Source organism: Nitrospirota bacterium, from assembly GCA_015233895.1.
Classification (GTDB): Bacteria; Nitrospirota; Thermodesulfovibrionia; order Thermodesulfovibrionales; family Magnetobacteriaceae; genus Magnetomonas.
The window spans coordinates 30,013-47,057 of record JADFXG010000023.1; the positions used below are offsets into that span (position 1 = coordinate 30,013).

Annotated in this window: 15 protein-coding genes and 1 tRNA gene; 12 read left to right on the plus strand and 4 right to left on the minus strand. The window is 42.2% G+C overall.

What is annotated here, in order from left to right:
• The first annotated feature begins 3 nt into the window (after positions 1-3).
• Genes HQK88_12990 through HQK88_13010 form a run of 5 tightly spaced genes read left to right on the plus strand, consistent with a single transcriptional unit; the run spans position 4 to position 5,022 of the window.
• Positions 4-789 carry a ParA family protein gene (locus HQK88_12990; protein ID MBF0617718.1) on the plus strand — a complete coding sequence of 262 codons (786 nt, stop codon included), beginning with the start codon at positions 4-6 and terminating at the stop codon, positions 787-789.
• Positions 786-1,619 carry a ParB/RepB/Spo0J family partition protein gene (locus HQK88_12995; protein ID MBF0617719.1) on the plus strand — a complete coding sequence of 278 codons (834 nt, stop codon included), beginning with the start codon at positions 786-788 and terminating at the stop codon, positions 1,617-1,619. Before HQK88_12990 ends, HQK88_12995 begins: the two co-directional genes overlap by 4 nt.
• Positions 1,616-2,389, plus strand: coding sequence for a 3-deoxy-manno-octulosonate cytidylyltransferase (gene kdsB, locus HQK88_13000; GenBank protein MBF0617720.1), 774 nt, complete (start codon positions 1,616-1,618; stop codon positions 2,387-2,389). The genes HQK88_12995 and kdsB overlap by 4 nt, the downstream gene beginning before the upstream one ends.
• Positions 2,368-4,044 (plus strand): CTP synthase, encoded by a 1,677-nt coding sequence (locus HQK88_13005; GenBank protein ID MBF0617721.1) that lies wholly within the window; start codon positions 2,368-2,370, stop codon positions 4,042-4,044. The genes kdsB and HQK88_13005 overlap by 22 nt, the downstream gene beginning before the upstream one ends.
• The gene (locus HQK88_13010; GenBank protein MBF0617722.1) at positions 4,045-5,022 is read left to right on the plus strand and encodes a KpsF/GutQ family sugar-phosphate isomerase; all 978 of its coding nucleotides are present in this window, start codon (positions 4,045-4,047) and stop codon (positions 5,020-5,022) included.
• A 168-nt stretch (positions 5,023-5,190) separates the two neighbouring features.
• Here the strand turns inward: HQK88_13010 and HQK88_13015 are convergent, their stop codons facing one another.
• The 3 genes from HQK88_13015 to HQK88_13025 all read right to left on the minus strand — a co-directional run bounded on the left by HQK88_13015 (position 5,191) and on the right by HQK88_13025 (position 8,318).
• A complete protein-coding gene (locus HQK88_13015; GenBank protein ID MBF0617723.1) occupies positions 5,191-6,009 on the minus strand; it encodes a hypothetical protein in 819 nt (272 codons plus the stop codon).
• Between the two features lie 133 nt (positions 6,010-6,142).
• Positions 6,143-6,781, minus strand: a complete 639-nt coding sequence (locus tag HQK88_13020; protein MBF0617724.1) for a hypothetical protein — start codon at positions 6,779-6,781, stop codon at positions 6,143-6,145.
• Between the two features lie 199 nt (positions 6,782-6,980).
• Entirely contained in the window at positions 6,981-8,318 is a 1,338-nt protein-coding gene (locus tag HQK88_13025; protein MBF0617725.1) for a glucose-6-phosphate isomerase, read from the minus strand.
• A 210-nt stretch (positions 8,319-8,528) separates the two neighbouring features.
• On the opposite strand from HQK88_13025, the gene HQK88_13030 reads away from it, so the two are divergent.
• From HQK88_13030 to HQK88_13055, 6 genes are all read left to right on the plus strand, one after another.
• Entirely contained in the window at positions 8,529-9,020 is a 492-nt protein-coding gene (locus HQK88_13030; protein MBF0617726.1) for a hypothetical protein, read from the plus strand.
• Positions 9,021-9,105: 85 nt separating this feature from the next.
• Complete coding sequence (locus HQK88_13035) at positions 9,106-11,268, plus strand: hypothetical protein (GenBank protein ID MBF0617727.1); 2,163 nt, start codon at positions 9,106-9,108, stop codon at positions 11,266-11,268.
• Between the two features lie 424 nt (positions 11,269-11,692).
• Positions 11,693-12,667: a porphobilinogen synthase gene (gene hemB / locus HQK88_13040; protein ID MBF0617728.1), complete on the plus strand. Its 975-nt coding sequence runs from the start codon at positions 11,693-11,695 to the stop codon at positions 12,665-12,667.
• A 66-nt stretch (positions 12,668-12,733) separates the two neighbouring features.
• A complete protein-coding gene (locus HQK88_13045; GenBank protein MBF0617729.1) occupies positions 12,734-12,916 on the plus strand; it encodes a hypothetical protein in 183 nt (60 codons plus the stop codon).
• Between the two features lie 120 nt (positions 12,917-13,036).
• On the plus strand, positions 13,037-14,551 hold the full coding sequence (locus HQK88_13050; protein ID MBF0617730.1) for an SPOR domain-containing protein: 1,515 nt from the start codon (positions 13,037-13,039) through the stop codon (positions 14,549-14,551).
• Positions 14,552-14,592: 41 nt separating this feature from the next.
• Positions 14,593-14,674 (plus strand) — tRNA-Leu (locus HQK88_13055).
• Between the two features lie 589 nt (positions 14,675-15,263).
• Here the strand turns inward: HQK88_13055 and HQK88_13060 are convergent.
• Positions 15,264-15,485, minus strand: a complete 222-nt coding sequence (locus tag HQK88_13060) for a hypothetical protein (protein MBF0617731.1) — start codon at positions 15,483-15,485, stop codon at positions 15,264-15,266.
• Between the two features lie 297 nt (positions 15,486-15,782).
• Between HQK88_13060 and HQK88_13065 the strand changes: the two genes are divergently transcribed.
• The gene (locus HQK88_13065; protein ID MBF0617732.1) at positions 15,783-16,760 is read left to right on the plus strand and encodes an IS5 family transposase; all 978 of its coding nucleotides are present in this window, start codon (positions 15,783-15,785) and stop codon (positions 16,758-16,760) included.
• Positions 16,761-17,045: the final 285 nt, after the last annotated feature.

A 17,045-nucleotide genomic window follows, 5' to 3' on the forward strand; every position in this document is an offset into this window, starting at 1 on the left:
ATCGTGGGTAAAGTAATTTCAATATCAAATCAGAAGGGCGGAGTGGGTAAAACTACGACTGCTATTAATCTGGCCGCCTCTATGGGGTTGGCCGGTAAGGATATTTTAATTGTCGATACCGATCCTCAGTGTAATTCAACAAGCGGTCTCGGTGTGGATAGAAAAAATCTCGTTAAAACACTTTATGATGTCTATACGTCAAAACATAAAATAGAGGATGTAATAATCTCTACCCCGTATGACCATCTGTTTTTAGCCCCATCCTCAATTGATCTACTTGCCGTGGAGCTTGAAATGGTGAACAAGGACCGCCGTGAGTGGCTGCTTTCTGATGCTCTGATGCCTCTCAGAGACAAATACCAGTACATTTTTATAGACTGTCCGCCCTCACTTGGGCTTATAACGTTAAACTCCCTCGTTGCCGCTGATTCCGTCATTGTGCCGGTTCAGTGTGAGTACTATGCGCTTGAGGGGCTTACTATGCTTATGAGAACCATTAATCTTGTAAAACGCTCATTTAATCCGTCTCTTTCCATAGAAGGAATTTTGTTAACCATGTTTGATGCCAGAAACTCTCTGTCTTCGGCAGTAGCCAAAGAGGTAAAAACTCATTTTGGACAGAAAGTTTATACAACTATAATTCCTCGAAATGTGACTCTTGGCGAGTCCCCCGGGCATGGCAAGCCTGCCCTCTATTATGATGTCCGATCAAAAGGCGCTCAGACCTATTTGACCCTCGCACGGGAGATTCTGGGAGACATTGCGCTTCAGAATAAGGCAGTATCATGAAAAAAGCGCTGGGACGCGGTCTCGATGCCCTGATTCCCACCGAGGGCGAGGAAATCCATCAGATTGAGATTGAAAAAATCTTCCCTAACCCGTCTCAACCGCGTAAACATTTCTCCGAGGAGTCGTTAAATCAACTGGCAGAGTCTATAAGCCAACAAGGAATCATCCAACCCATCATTGTTGCCAGAACAGGGGACGGTACTTTTACAATTGTTGCCGGGGAAAGACGCTGGAGAGCAGCCACAATTTCCGGCTCTCAGAAAATCCCCTGTATTATTCGTGATGAGAGTGCTGAGGAGTCTTTTGAAATCTCGCTGATAGAAAACATTCAGCGTGAGGAGCTTAATCCGATTGAAACAGCTACTGCATTTTTAAGGATTATGGAGGAACAGGGAATAACGCAGGAGGAGCTGTCTAAAAAAATCGGCAAGCAGAGAGCAACTGTAGCTAACTACGTAAGGCTTCTGACGCATCCTGAGGAAATAAAATCTTTTATAATTTCAGGAGCGCTTTCTATGGGACACGCTAAAGTGCTCCTCTCTCTGAAAGACCAGTCTCAGCAGCTTGAGGCGGCACAAATGGTTGTGAAAAATTCGCTCAGTGTCCGTGAAACAGAAGCCCTTTGTAAAAAACTCTCAACGGACTCCACATCATCTGTTAAAAAGCCTGAGCCCCCCAAAGACCCGCACATAGCTGGCGTTGAGGATGAACTAACACGAAATCTCGGCACTAAGGTCAGAATTCATCACAAGGGAAACACCGGACGCATCGAAATAGACTATTATACAATGGATGACCTTAACAGGATTATTGATATATTAAAAATATGACACAAGCAGCAGTGATTATACCGGCACGGTACGGAGCATCCAGGTTTCCAGGGAAACCGCTGGCACTGATTTGCGGTAAGCCGATGATAGAGCACGTCTATGAACGCGCTAAAAGAGCACACTCAGCAAGCGCAGTTTTTGTGGCAACCGACAACGCCAAAATCTACGACACTGTGGTTGGTTTTGGAGGTGCTGCCATTATGACCAAAGAGACCCACGCAACTGGCACTGACAGAATAGCCGAAGCGGCAAGGGATTTGCCTTTTACCGTAATTGTCAACGTGCAGGGAGATGAGCCTCTCATTGAACCAGACATGATTGACTCAGTAATTGAACTTATGCAAGACGACAGAGCTTCTATGGGAACTCTTAAAAAGAAAATAACAACCCCCTGTGACATCTTTGATCCAAATATCGTTAAAGTCGTGACAGACTCTGAAGGGTTTGCTCTTTATTTTTCAAGATCAACTATTCCATATTTAAGGGATGTTTTTGACGGGAAATCAACGCTGGACAGTATGGATGCCATAGACTCATCAGGGATACAGTATTATAAACACATTGGAATTTATGGTTACAAAAAAGAAGTGCTTTTAAGGCTTTCGGAGCTGCCGGAGAGTGAGTTAGAAAAAGCCGAAAAACTTGAACAATTGCGGGCTCTGACAAATGGGTACGGAATAAAGGTTGGCGAAACCAGCTTTGATACCATAGCAGTGGATCGCCCGGAGGATATAGGAAAGGTGGAGAGATGGCTAAATACATATTCCTGACAGGCGGCGTGGTATCGTCCCTCGGAAAGGGGATAGCAGCATCTGCAATCGGAGCACTGCTTGAAGCCAGAGGGCTTAAGGTAACGCTTCAAAAACTTGATCCTTACATAAACCTCGACCCTGGCACACTAAGCCCTTTTCAACACGGCGAGGTCTATGTCACTGAGGATGGGACTGAAACAGACCTTGACTTAGGCCATTACGAACGATTCACGCACGTTCAGAGCTCTCAGAAAAACAACTACACCACAGGTAAAATCTATTTTAATGTCATTAAAAAGGAACGCCTCGGCCACTACCTCGGTCAAACCGTTCAAGTAGTGCCCCACATTACGGATGAAATCAAATCGGCTATTCGTTCTCTTGACTGTGATGGGGTGGATGTGGTGATAGTTGAGATTGGGGGCACAATTGGTGACATAGAAAGTCTGCCCTTTCTTGAGGCCATAAGACAGATTCCTTATGATGTAGGCAGAGAAAACACAATGTACTTTCATCTGACACTGGTTCCCTACATAGGTAGCGCCGGAGAGCTAAAGTCAAAACCAACTCAGCACAGTGTAAAAGAGCTGCGCGAGATAGGAATTCAACCGGATGCCCTACTTTGCCGCTCAGACAGGGAGATTCCGCAGGATATGAAAAGAAAAATCGCCCTTCACTGTAACATCGAGGAGGACTCCGTGATTGGTGCCATAGATGTGGAGACAATTTATGAGGTTCCTTTAGTGCTTCACAGAGAGGGACTTGATACTTTGATAGCTAAGAAATTTAAATTTGACACTAACCCTCCAAAACTTGATGTGTGGCACAATGTGGTAAAAACCATAAAGACCCCATCTAATGAGGTAACGATAGCGCTTGTAGGAAAGTACATCGGCCTTAGGGATGCCTATAAAAGTCTGATAGAGTCACTGATTCATGGCGGCATTGCAAACGATGCCCGTGTTAATTTCAAATGGCTGGATTCTGAGGAGTTAGAAAGGCACGAAATAGATAAATATATGTCTGATGTGGATGGAATACTGGTGCCTGGCGGGTTTGGAATTCGAGGGATAGAGGGTAAAATACGAGCTGTCCAATATGCACGGGAAAAGAAGATTCCGTACTTTGGCATCTGCCTTGGTATGCAGTGTGCTGTGATAGAGTTTGCAAGAAATGTGTGTGGAATAACTGGGGCAAACAGCGCCGAGTTTGACGTGAAGTGTGCTGAGCCTATAATTTATCTGATGGAACAGTGGTTTGATTTTAAAACAAACTCTGTGCAAAAACGAAGTATGGAAAGCGAAAAGGGCGGCACTATGCGTCTTGGCGGTTATCCTTGCCTGCTTGAGCACGGCAGTAATGCTCAAGAGGCCTACGAAAAAACCGAGATCACAGAGCGGCATCGCCACAGATATGAATTTAATAATGACTACAGGGAGATTTTACAATCCAAAGGGATGCGCTTTAGCGGACTTAGCCCTGACGGCAAGCTGGTTGAAATAGTGGAACTAAGCGGACATCCGTGGTTTCTTGGCTGTCAGTTTCATCCTGAGTTTAAATCAAGGCCGACCGAGCCTCATCCTCTTTTTAAGGCATTCATTTCCAGTGCAATACGAGAAAAACGTTCCCTGTTCCCAACTCACGGAATAACTGCAATGGAACAAAGGAGATAGATGATTTCTGAAAGTAAAATAATAGAAACAGCCCGCAATGTGCTGCAAGAAGAGGCACAAGCGATACTGGAACTAATTGAAAGGCTTGACAGCCGTTTTATTCACGCAGTGGATTTAATATTTGACAGCCACGGCAAGACAGTTCTTACGGGAATGGGGAAATCCGGGCTGATAGCAAAGAAAATATCAGCAACTCTGGCCTCAACCGGCACACCCTCTTTTTTTATGCACCCGGCAGAGGCAGGCCACGGCGACCTTGGCATGGTGACAAGCGATGATGTGGTTATAGCCATTTCTAACAGCGGCGAGACTGAAGAGATACTTCGCCTAATACCGTTTTTTAAGCGTTTTAATATTAACCTTATCAGTATGACCGGCAATATGAACTCAACCCTATCCAGAGAATCCGTGGTAAGCATTGATATAACTGTCAAAGAGGAGGCGTGTCCTATGGGAGTTGTGCCTACCTCATCAACAACGGCAACTCTTGCCATGGGGGATGCCCTTGCAGTGGTGCTGCTACTTAAACGTGGATTTAAAAAGGAGGATTTTGCTTTTTTCCATCCTAACGGAGCAATAGGCAAAAAACTCTTCATAAAAGTATCTGATCTGATGCACTCCGGAGACTCTCTCCCCTACGTAACACCACAGGCAAAGATGGCAGAGGCCGTGATGGAAATATCCTCAAAACGTCTCGGAGTAACCATAGTGGCCGACAGCAGCAGAAAAATCCTTGGAATAATAACAGATGGAGATTTAAGGCGCGGCATAGCTCAGTGGGGACGCAATGTGTTTGATATGGAGGCCTCTGAAGTAATGACTAAAAACCCTCGCTACATTGATGAAAACGAACTTGCCGCAAAGGCTCTGTCGGTTATGGAAACACACGCCATCACGTCTCTGATTGTGCCGGACACAGAAGGTTGTGCCATTGGCATAATACACCTGCACGATATCTTACGAAAAGGCATTGTCTAAGGCCAGTTAACTAAAAAAAACTAAATAACAACAAACCACAGATAAACACAGATTCAGATTACTTCATCTATCTGTGTCCATCTGTGGTTAAAAATCCTTTTCTATATAAGTAATTATAAGTCAGCGCTGCTAAAAACTATAAATAGCTTTTCAGCAGCCCTCATTATTTTAATAAGTGTACCCTGTTGCGTTGTCCGTATAAATAGGGTTGTTTTCAAGAGTATATTTGACCTCATTAGTCCAACCAAATGCCCATGGATCTATGTCATAGGGTCTCAGACCAGCTATATTATTGTAGCCCATAACGTACCCTGCCTCACAAGAGTACCCTGTGAGAACACGAGTTGGAGTTGACGTTCCCTGAAAACAGGACATGACGATATTTTTACAATTAAGGTGGCTGTTACGTACAGAGGCTTGCCTTTGGTTGCTGTAAAGGTCAGTATAAACAGAAGATCCATCACTTTGTTTTATGGAGGAGATGAATGTCAGTTTGGCCCCGTACCCTTCTGATGTACCTACGTAGTTGGATAAGGATGAGGCCAAATTGTCAGTACTTGTACCTATATATATACCCTGACCGTTAAAAGTTATCTGTGCTGATTTTTGAGATGCGGTGCCTGCATTAATAGCAGATGAAATACTTATAGGATTCCTGTCCGTATTGCCGAGAAAGTTAGACATAACAGTAAAAAGCACTTTTGTTACATTGTCAGAGGACGTACCAAAATTAGAAACAATGCAAGTTACAGTACCAGCCGGGTTTGTATGCAAATACGGCAGATTATATGTCACGTATGTCCCATTGTCAAAACATGTGAGATTATCCTCGACACTAAAACTATAATCTTCTCCGGCTGTATTATAACAACCAGTAGCACCGCCCGAAGCAGTCTTAACACCTAAATTTCCACCCCAGAAAAACAAGGCTGCCACCATTAACAGCCCAACAACAAACAACATAATATTTGCAGTATATTTATTCACAATAAACCTCCTTTGGGCACTAAATAAAAGGGTAAGCTCTTAAGCTTCCCCCTATGACGGCTATAAAACCATCTCCTTACATTTCACCTTGCATCATCCCTTATACGCATTTGAGCTCTCTGGCTTCACAGAATTAAAAAGAATACCCTGTTGCATTGTCAGCCGTAGTTTCACCGGAGAAATTATTCTGTCTTATATTATAGGGTTTGAAGGTTGTTACGTCATCAGCATTACTAGCATAGCCTGCCTCACAGGAATAACCAACAAGGTTTCGCTTAGGATTCGATGTACCCTGGAAACAAGACATTACAAGGTTTTTACAATTAAGGTGACTGTCACGCACCGCATTTGTCCCTGCCACAATGGTTGATACAAAAGACAACTTGGCTCCATACATCTCAGAAGTACCGAGAATTGATGACATATTAACATACTGGTTGTCGGTGGTTGTACCTACGTAAATACCCTGACCGCTAAAAGCCAACATGACCGTTTTTTTGGAGGTAAAATAGTTCAATACTGTCAACTGGGCAGTACTCCGGTCAACTGAGCCCCTTTCATTGCCCATGATGTTAAAATTAACATGTGTTATATTATCTGCTCCAATACCAAAGTTGGAGACAACACAATAAACAACACCAGCTGGATTTGTGTGTAAATATGGCAAATAGTACGTCACATAGGTTCCGTTTGTACCACCACAAACCTCAGACACACTGCCAATAAAAAACAAAGATACTAAAACTAATACCAAACACACGATATTCTTCATAAAACCCTCCTTAACAAAAATATTTAAGCTCTTCTATTCTAAGCAACAACTTAGCTGTAGTAACACATCCATAAACGTTGCACTATTACACTTCATTTGCCATCTATGATAAATATAATTCTGCTGCTTTGTCAACGCTCCCCCGATTCTAATTATTAAGCAAAATATCCGGTTCTTGCCAAATCAAGTATATAACATTTTATATTTTCCAGCAAACAGAGTCTTTCTGCATTTTTTCTATCTGCTCATTACGAGTTTGAAACCCGGGCTTACCCAGAGCACCGTATAAGTTATTTTTGCCCGTCTCCACCCACGGCTGATTGAAAGGATTAACGCCAAATAAAAAACCAAGAAAAGCGGTTGCTATCTCAAAAAACTGAAATAACTGGCCAACGTGATACGCATCCAGGATAGGTATGGCTATTGAAACGTTAGGTTTTGAAGCATCTGACAACGAATGCTCAGTGGATTGCAGTGCAGTGCTGATTAGCTCATTTAGAGAGCGTCCTGCCAGACAGTTAAAACCTTCTTTGTCGCTAAAAACCATTGGTATCATAATGTCTTTGCCATAATCTTTTATCTTTATAAATATGACGACCTTATCCTCCGGCCCCTCCATCCATAGTTGAAGCTGTGAGTGTTGGTCTGTGGTTCCTACAGATGGGTATGGAGTGATGCCAAAGCCAAGCTTTCCAAGACTTTCTGCCCACAACTGGCAAAACCAGTCTGAAAATGCCTTTAAACCATCGGCATAAGGCATTATTACATTAATGTTCCTTCCCTCCTCAGTGCTCATTAGGTACAACAGCGACGAAAATATATAGGCAGGGTTTTCCCACAGCTCACCTGACTTACATTTTTCGGTGATCTCATGTGCCCCCCTTAGCAGCTCATCGGAGCTTATTCCTGCTACCTCGGCAAGAAGCAGCCCCGTGGTTAAGACCGAATACCTGCCGACTATTGTTGTAGGGATTTCAAGGCTTTTTATATTATACTCATTAATCAGACTGCGGATTATGCCTTTCTCAGGATTTGTTGTCAATATAAATCTGTTGACAACTTCGCTGCCTACCGCTTTTTCTATTTTATCCCATAGAAGCATAAAAGTGGCAATAGTTTCAGCTGTGTTGCCGGACTTTGTTACAACATTAACGGTAGTCTTAGCTGGGTCTATTATCTCAAGCATTGTTGCTATGGTTCTTGGGTCAATGTTGTCAAAAATGTGGATTTTTGGTTTTCCCCGGTAGTTATGGAGGGGGCTGAGCGACTCCAGTATCGCTCTGGGGCCTATGGCTGAACCCCCTATGCCAAGTATCACAAAGTGCTCGGATGTCTCCCTGACATGTCGTGCAATTTTCTTTATTTCTGTTGTGGTTTGACCTCCAAGGTCTAAAAAGGAAAGCTCCTTCCACTTTCTTTCCTCTATTTGTTTATGTGCACTTAGTACCTTCTCCCTTATCCCCTCAATTTGGTTGAGAGAAAGTCCCTTTTCCCCAATTACCTCCTCCAGCATGTTACCAAAGTAAACTTCTAACATTAAGCCTCTCCTGTGCTCTTTTATTTAGCAAGCCCGGGTGTTCTGCTTCTGAGTATCTATACAGTAGTTTATAAATTTACATCAAAAATGGCAATACCATAATATATTTAATTTTTCTTTCCTTGAAAAAAACACTTGACTTATTTCTTTCCTTTTTATATACTTGCTTCGAGGTGGTTTATAGCCTACATTATAGCGTGGGGAGGTTTTATGAAAATTCTCGGAATAGTTATTTTGGTTTTGATGTCAATGGTTTCTGTGTTAAGTGCTGATACTGTCTCTTATCATTTACCCTACTTACACACAAATACAAGCGCTGTGACTTATTGTGTTGCTAACAATTCATCTTCTAACACTTTGACTGTGTCTTTTACAGCAACAGCAACAGCTAATGGAGCGAGCACTAATGGAGCTACAAACTCGTATGGATATGTGATATCCGGACATACCACAAGAATGTTTACATTCTCAGGACAGGTCGTATACCAAAATGGTCCGACAGACGAAAGAGTGGACTTAGTCGTTGATACAGACCCTTCAGCAAGTTACGGCGGTGTTTTATCGTTCTCTTCAACAGGTACCTCAGGCACTCTTAACTGTAAAAATGTGATGATGTCTTGTTTTCAGGGTACAACAAATCCCAAAAGAAACCTTGTAGGAATTATATGTGATGATAACACTACTGCGGTATATGGGTTTTAGGCGGGTGTTTCTTTAATTTAAAGGGCGCTAAATCTGTTGGTTGTTATCTGCATTTTACTGTGTTGCTGATATAAGGAGTGATTTGATGAAAAAAACTAAAGTTTTGTTAACTAAATATCTATGTCTGGTATTAACCATTTCCCTTCTATTGCTGCCTGTGCTGGCATATGCGGGCGTTAATGGTTCATGGTGGTGGAGAACACTGCGAACCATCACGACGAGTTCGACAACAGAAACTCCGGTTTTTACTGGTGTTGCATCTAATACCAACGGCTCTGTATTGGTTGCTGTTTCAAGTGCCAACGGCGGCGGTTCTGGCAGCACCGTTCATTACTCCACTGATGGCGGGTTGAATTGGTCAGCAGCAGCTGGTGGCGGTGCTCCTGGTACCTGTACTGCAAGTACTCCCGGTGGTTGTACTACAATTACTGCTGCGTTAGTTGCTGTAATATGGGATCCTAATCTCAATACAGGTTATGATACATTCTTAGCGATAACATCTGACGGCATTACTTATTCAAGTACTGATGGCACACATTGGAATGATTTCAATGGTAATGGCAACGCATTTAATCAGGTTGGTTCTTCTGGTCCATTCAGTGGCGGCACAGAAACTCCTGCGATTACAGGTTTATTGTCTAACGGAAAAACTACACCTACACTGGTAGCTGTTTCTAATATGAGCAGTAACACTACCACCATTTATTATTCAGTTAAAGGTGATGGTGATGGTGTTTATTGGAATCCAGCAAATCCATCAGGATCGCCAATTACAGGTGCAATCCAGAGAGTTATGTATGCTTCCAGCTATAATGGTGGCACGTTTTATGCGCTTACGTCTGATGGTGCAACAATGTATAAAAGCACAGATGGTCAAACCTGGACGAGCAGTTCACCAAGTTGGTCAACACCTCCTGTTATTACAGGTATAGCAACAAACCCTGCCGGCACTATTATGGTAGCTGTTGCAACTGATATTGGAAACCCCAGCACTATATATGTCTCAACTGATCATGGTGTTAACTGGGCAGATGCCACTAACGGCGGCGGGACAAAAATTACAGATGATTTCGTTAGTATCATATTTGCTCCTGGTGTGAACATGTTTTTTGCCGGTACTTCAGTGGGAAATATATATAACAGTACTGATGGTGATTATTGGGTGACTGTATCCATGGGCACAGGTGCTTCAGATGACAATTTCGCTGCTATGGCATCCAATTCAACAGGCAGAGTAATCGTTGCTGTTGATAATCAGAATAAAACGGTGCATACCATAGATCAGTACTATTCGGCGACTGGTTCAGAAAGTCCCGGTGCTAGTGGTGGTAATGATGGTCCAAAGTTTGTCAAATATAACAGCACTGGAACTCTGAATTTCACAACCAACGCCAACTACCATATTGTTTCGTCCGATGGCGGATGTGGTGGTACAGTGTTAACAACGGGCACCAATGCCGGCGGCGCTGCTTATACTACCGGAGCTATAACTGCCGATTGTACTGAAACTGCCACTTTCCTTAATACGTGGAATGTAACCAGAGTGAAAGCTGCGGGGAGTGGAACTTTTGCAGCCGGCGCTGTAGCAGTTGCTGTTGCTACATCTTCAGGTACACAATACACGGCGACGCCGACCAGTGGCTATTATATAGTTTCAATAACCGGTACTGCCGGTTGTGCCGGTACTAATGTGGGGCAGAAAGCACTTAACACAGCAGCAGCCTACACGCTTGGCACTTTAACAGCAGACTGTACATTAACGGCTACATTTGCCAGTACCACTTCAACGACAACCTCAACAACAACTACCACAGCTTCAACAACGACGACAACAGCTTCAACTACTACTACAGAAGATACAACAACCTCAACAACGGCTTCAACAACGACTACCACGGCAGCTACTACTACAACCACAGCTCCTACAACGACCACCACCACAGCTACAACTACTACAACCACTGTGATGCCGACAACAACGACGACAACCAAAGATATTCCTGTAACAACGACCACTGTGATGCCGACTACGACTACTACTACCAAAGATATTCCACCGGCAACAACTACAACTGCAATGCCGACGACTACTACAACAGCCAGAGAAGCGGAGACGGAAACAACAACTACCACCACTAAAATGCCGAGTACTACTACAACAGCCAGAGCTGTTATGAGACCGGCTACTACTACAACTAAAATGCCGTCAACAACCACGACTGCCAGATGTGGTAGTGGTGGTTGTTAAGAAGTGGATGTTCAGACAATGCTGCCTGCAGCACTTTTTCGCTGTAGGCAGCTTTATAGGCAGGTGTGGGCATTTGAATAGAAACCTGTGGGTTTGAAATTCAGTCCACGTTTAGCCTTGATGTATTTATAATACCACGGTGCACTAAGTTATAATAATAACGATGAGATTACCCTCCCCTAAAAAGGGGATTTCACTGGTCGCTAACGCTCCCCGTAATGACGGATAAAGGAACGTAATGACGGATAAGGGCGCCTACGCACAGCCCCCCGCCGTCATTGCGAACCCCCGCAGGGGGTCAGGGGAATCCCTTTGAGGGGAGGGCAATCTCGGAATGATGTTTTTGAAGTCGTTTTAGGCGCTAACAAGATAGGCATTTTATTTAAAATTTTCCCTTGATTTTTCTTAATTTTTTCTTTATCATATGGGTATGTTTCCGGTAACGAGACCACGCAGAGTCAGGAAAAGTAAAGGGATAAGGAATATGGTCAGGGAGGTCTCTGTCTCTGTCAGTGATTTCATATATCCGGTGTTTGCTGTTGAGGGCAAAGACATAAACACGCCGATTGGCTCAATGCCCGGATGTTTTCAGAAATCTCGGGATGAGCTGGTAAAGACTGCCCGTGAGGTTTACTCTCTGGGAATACCTGCTATAATCATTTTTGGAATACCTGAGCATAAGGATGAACTTGGCTCGCATGCCTATATAGATGACGGAGTTGTACAGGAGGCTGTTAAGGCGGTAAAGGACGCAGTCCCTGAGCTTGTTTTAATAACTGATGTCTGCCTCTGTGAGTACACAAGCCATGGCCACTGCGGAGTGGTAAAAAACGGAGAGATTGTTAATGACGCAACATTAGAGCTGTTGGCTTTGGAGGCACTTTCCCATGCTAAGGCCGGAGCAGATATGGTAGCCCCCTCAGATATGATGGACGGACGGGTGGCAGCAATCAGAAACTCTCTGGATAAAAACGGTTTTTCAGAAATTCCGATAATGAGTTATGCCGCAAAATATGGTTCGGCTTTTTACGGACCTTTTAGAGAGGCAGCAGAGTCAACGCCCGCTTTTGGCGACAGAAAGACGCATCAGATGGACCCGGCAAACAGACGGGAGGCCCTCAGAGAGGTGATGCTTGACATCGAGGAAGGAGCAGATATAATTATGGTAAAACCTGCCCTTTCGTATTTGGATATTATCTCTGACGTTAAGAAAAACACCTTGGTACCGGTTGCAGCCTATAACGTCTCAGGTGAATATTCTATGGTACATGCCGCTGCCGAACGGGGCTGGATTGATTATGAAGGAGTAATGATGGAAATTCTTGTTTCCATAAAACGAGCAGGCGCCGATTTGATTCTTACTTATTTCGCTATTGATGCAGCAAAGGTTCTTTCATGACAGTTGCCGTTTGGGAAGGAAATTAAAAATTGTCAATTGGGATGCAACCTTAAGATTAAGCCTGTTATGAAGCAATTTGATAAATTCACTGCAAGGGCGCTTTACTGCAACCTGTGTAAGAAGGCAGTAGCCGTTACTGAAAAAATGATTTCAGCTCAGCCTGAGTGTACAGTCTATGATTATCAGTGTAACATCTGCGGCAGCTCACTGGGTTCAAAAACGGAAAAATCGCTTGATTCAGGAAAATAAGATACATCAAAGACAGGTTTTACATTACCTTTTTAATTTATACTTGCATAAATTGCCATAAAAACTGATAATATCTTCTCATACATATTATTATGAGAGATAAACAGGGAGAGAGATAGCATGGAAAGTAAAAACATACTTGTAATTGATGACGATAAAACCAATGTGCAGCAAATCAGCGAGATGCTCAGAATGGAGGGGTTCACAGTTTATACGGCATCGAGCAAGACAGAGGCTGTTGAGTTAGCGCTTAAGACGTTACCTGCACTTGTGTTTGTCAAGTCTATGCTTATGGACGCAAGCGGATATGAAATCATAAGGGACATAAGAAGCGAGGAGCCGGTTAAAGATACTCGGTTTATAGTGCTGACTGAAATTGATAAAACATATGATGACAGATACCGCTCCATTTATAAAATAGTGGATTCGGTAAAACTCCCTGTGGACAGGCACGAGTTGATTGCTAAGGCTTCAAAGTATGTGGATATTGACTCAGTCAGCGAGGACACAGGACGTGGTCCTGGATCTTATCAGTATGAGGATAAGACAAATGAAGGAATACAGTTAAATGAACCTGTCGGTTTTAAAGATGCTGACAGCGTTAAATATACCAAAGACGGCTATGAGTTAAAAACCAACATGGAAACTTTCCCAGAGGATAGTTTTTTAAAAGTGAAAGATGATTTTGAAAAGAATCTCATACAGGGCAAACAAATTAAAGATGAAGCAGAGTTTGAAGAAAATCGCCAGGAAAAGGTTAAGACAAAGGAGTATGAAGATACCATGTATATACACGATATGGAACCGGATGATGAGTCCGTGGATAAAGATGAAACCCATGAAGGGCCAGATATAACAGCCATAGATGCTGATGATGCCGAGGAGTATTTACAAAAACTAAACGAGGAGCGTGCAAAGAAAAAAAAGCTGCTAATCATTGGGGTATCGGCAGTATTTGTACTGATTTTGGTTTCAGTGTATTTGTTTTCCAGGGGGGGCAGGGTTTCGCAGAAAAAACAGGAGGCTGTAAGTGTGGTTGAACCAAAGGCGTTGGATAAAGCTCTGGAGGAGCCACAGCAAACTCCTTTGCAAGAACCAGTTACTCGCCCTGAGACATCCAAACCAACACCTGCCGTAGAGCAGAAACCAACGCCAGAACCTGCACCAGTCATAGAGGATGCTGCCACTGAAAAACCACCTATAAAACCCGTTGTAAAACCAACTCCGGCACCCGTACGCCATAAACCCTCAACAGGCAAAGAAAAATCTTCTGAAGCATCAGCTTCTAAAACAGGGGCAACATCTGGAGCAAAACACCAAAACATTACTCCGGAGATAAAAAAAGCAAAAGCCACGACAGAACAGGCAAAGGCCGAAAAACCAGTTAAACATGAAAATACTGAGGGTATTTATTCTATACAATTAGGATCTTTTAAGGATCCAAACAATGCTAAAAAGTTTGTTGAAAACCTGAAAAAGGAAGGATATTCAGCATTTGTAAAAGACGGTATGAGCAAAGATGTTCTTTGGCATAAGGTATATGTTGGGAAATATAAGAAAAAAGAAGATGCAACAGCAGTGATAAATAAGCTTAAAGCCGGAGGGAAGCTGGAGGTCATTTTAAAGAAAATATAAACTGGCACAGACATAACTTCAGCAAATGGCAAACGCCAAAAGCGAAAGTGGCGGAACTGGCAGACGCGCTGGACTTAGGATCCAGTGGGTAACACCGTAGGGGTTCAACTCCCCTCTTTCGCATTCCTTTAAAATCAATAGGTTACAGGCATTCTATTACTCCCAAAAACACTCCAAATTACCCCCAAAAACACACATTGTGCATAAAATTGTGCATGTCACAATCAAACTCTATCTAACGCAAACCAATTCCAGCCAATAATGAGGTATTTTCATGTCAGGTTGGGATACGTAACAAATCGTGTAATTGCAGTGCTTTTTCTAAAAAACTTGTAGATAACCGCACTGGATTTCGGGTTCATGGATTTACTCTATGGTTGATCATAATACAATGTTAAAAATTCCTTACTGAACTACAATTAATCGTGCAGTGGCTAATATACTTCCTCGTGAGAACCTATCTCTATTAACAAGATATCTTTTTCATTCTTGTCACTTTATACAAAATCGAATATTATACGTAAGTCGTAACCGACACAACATGCCCATGAACCTGTTAACTTCACTTTGAGTTTATGAGTTGACAACCTCGTATTGAATGGATCTTCCGCTAATAAGCCTAAAATTATTTCGATATCTTTGATTGAATAAGGATTTCTCTTCATATGACGTCTAAGTGCCTTTATAAATGTTTTACCCCAAATAAACTGCCTCATTTATAAATATCTTTCATTAAATCATCAACAGAACCCTTTTTCACTTTTCCATTTAAGTAATCACTTTTTGCTTCAGTGATACTCTCTGCTAATAATTCCCGCCTGTGCTCTAACAACCTGTTACGAACAATACCAATAAGATCCTCTTGTTGAGATTCAGGTAACGATTCAACGATTTCTAAAGCGTCCTGAAATGCTAAATTATGTTGTTTTTGCAAATAAAACTCCTTACTGTATTTTGATTATTATACCACAAGTTAATGTCGTAATATTACGATAAATCCATGGCGTTGATAAAACAATCCAAAATTGGGATGTTTTTGTATCAGATGGAAGTAATTCATAAATCGTGTAATTGCATTTTTTAGAAAAAACTGTTGATAAATGCATTGGATTTTTAGGTTCTTTGATTTATACCTATTCGAGACCGTTGCAAAAATAGGAGAGAGTTACACAAAAAGATATATACTATAAGTTATAATATAGAGAAATAAATAAAGGAGGTATTGAAATAGATGTCACATAAAGCATTGAATCAACTGAGTTTTGCAGGAGCGTTAATAAAGACAAAGGCGGGGTTGAATCAGACATTAGATGAAATAGATAAGAAAATAGATTGGAAGGGATTTGAGAAGATATTAAAGAAGTTGCATAGCAGTAATAGAGGTCGCCCGAGTTATCCACCGCTAATGATGTTGAAGTGCATGTTGTTACAGAATTGGTATAACCTATCGGACTATGGTTTGGAAGAGTCGTTGTATGACAGGCTGAGTTTCAGGAGGTTTCTGGGCTTAGAGCTGGATGAATACGCTCCGGATCACTCAACAATAAGTCGTTTTCGTGACGAGCTGGTAAAGGATAATTTAAAGGAAGCGATGTTTTTGGAGTTAGAGCGGCAGTTGGAGAGTTTAGGTCTGTTGTTAAAAAAAGGGACATTGATAGATGCCAGTATAATATCGGCAAGTGTATCGAAACCGAGAAAAAATGTGGATGGAACAGCGGCGGAGTCACCAGTGGATCCTGATGCACAATGGACGTGTAAAGGTAAAAGACGAGACTATTATGGCTATAAGGCACATGTAAGCGTAGATCAAGACAGCGGCCTGATAAGAAAAGGGATATTGACAAAAGCTAAGGTAGATGATGGTCATATGTTGAAGGATATGGTGATGGGTGATGAGAAACGAGTATTTGGTGATAAGGCGTATGGTAGTAAGAGCAACAAGGAGTTTTTGAGCGAGCAAGGGATAAAAGACGGCTTAATGACAAAAGGGTGCTATAGGCGCAAATTAACAGAGCGAGAGAAATCAAGGAATAAACATCTTTCAAGGTATAGGTCGGCAGTAGAGCGAGTGTTTGGGACGTTGAAACGCAGCTATGGATATACCAGAGTACGGTACATAGGATTACTGAAAAATGCTTTACATTTTAGTTTATTATGTCTTGCCTTTAACCTAAAAAAGATGAATCAACTCACCATGGCAGAAGTATAAATGAGACAGATGCGCCCAAAACCTAAAAATACCCAATATAGACCAGATTTAAGCCTGATATGAAAATTAAATATGAAGAAATAATAAAAAATAGAGTACGGTAAAGAGACTAAAGATTGGTAAATCAAAAAATTCCCTTAATTGGAAAATACTCCTTCGAGAGTGTTCAAAAAACTGTGTCATGAACTCTAAGTAGAGAGCATATTTTGAAAATTGTATTTTCAGAAACTGCATAACAGAAATATAATATCAGTTATGAAAAAAGAAAGGAGGGATGACACGATG

Coding starts and splice junctions, on each gene's coding strand:
- HQK88_12995 (MBF0617719.1), top strand. CDS start 786: ATGAAAAAAGCGCTGGGACGCGGTCTCGATGCCCTGATTCCCACCGAG.
- kdsB (MBF0617720.1), top strand. CDS start 1,616: ATGACACAAGCAGCAGTGATTATACCGGCACGGTACGGAGCATCCAGG.
- HQK88_13005 (MBF0617721.1), top strand. CDS start 2,368: ATGGCTAAATACATATTCCTGACAGGCGGCGTGGTATCGTCCCTCGGA.
- HQK88_13010 (MBF0617722.1), top strand. CDS start 4,045: ATGATTTCTGAAAGTAAAATAATAGAAACAGCCCGCAATGTGCTGCAA.
- HQK88_13020 (MBF0617724.1), bottom strand. CDS start 6,781: ATGAAGAATATCGTGTGTTTGGTATTAGTTTTAGTATCTTTGTTTTTT.
- HQK88_13025 (MBF0617725.1), bottom strand. CDS start 8,318: ATGTTAGAAGTTTACTTTGGTAACATGCTGGAGGAGGTAATTGGGGAA.
- HQK88_13030 (MBF0617726.1), top strand. CDS start 8,529: ATGAAAATTCTCGGAATAGTTATTTTGGTTTTGATGTCAATGGTTTCT.
- HQK88_13035 (MBF0617727.1), top strand. CDS start 9,106: ATGAAAAAAACTAAAGTTTTGTTAACTAAATATCTATGTCTGGTATTA.
- hemB (MBF0617728.1), top strand. CDS start 11,693: ATGGGTATGTTTCCGGTAACGAGACCACGCAGAGTCAGGAAAAGTAAA.
- HQK88_13045 (MBF0617729.1), top strand. CDS start 12,734: ATGAAGCAATTTGATAAATTCACTGCAAGGGCGCTTTACTGCAACCTG.
- HQK88_13050 (MBF0617730.1), top strand. CDS start 13,037: ATGGAAAGTAAAAACATACTTGTAATTGATGACGATAAAACCAATGTG.
- HQK88_13065 (MBF0617732.1), top strand. CDS start 15,783: ATGTCACATAAAGCATTGAATCAACTGAGTTTTGCAGGAGCGTTAATA.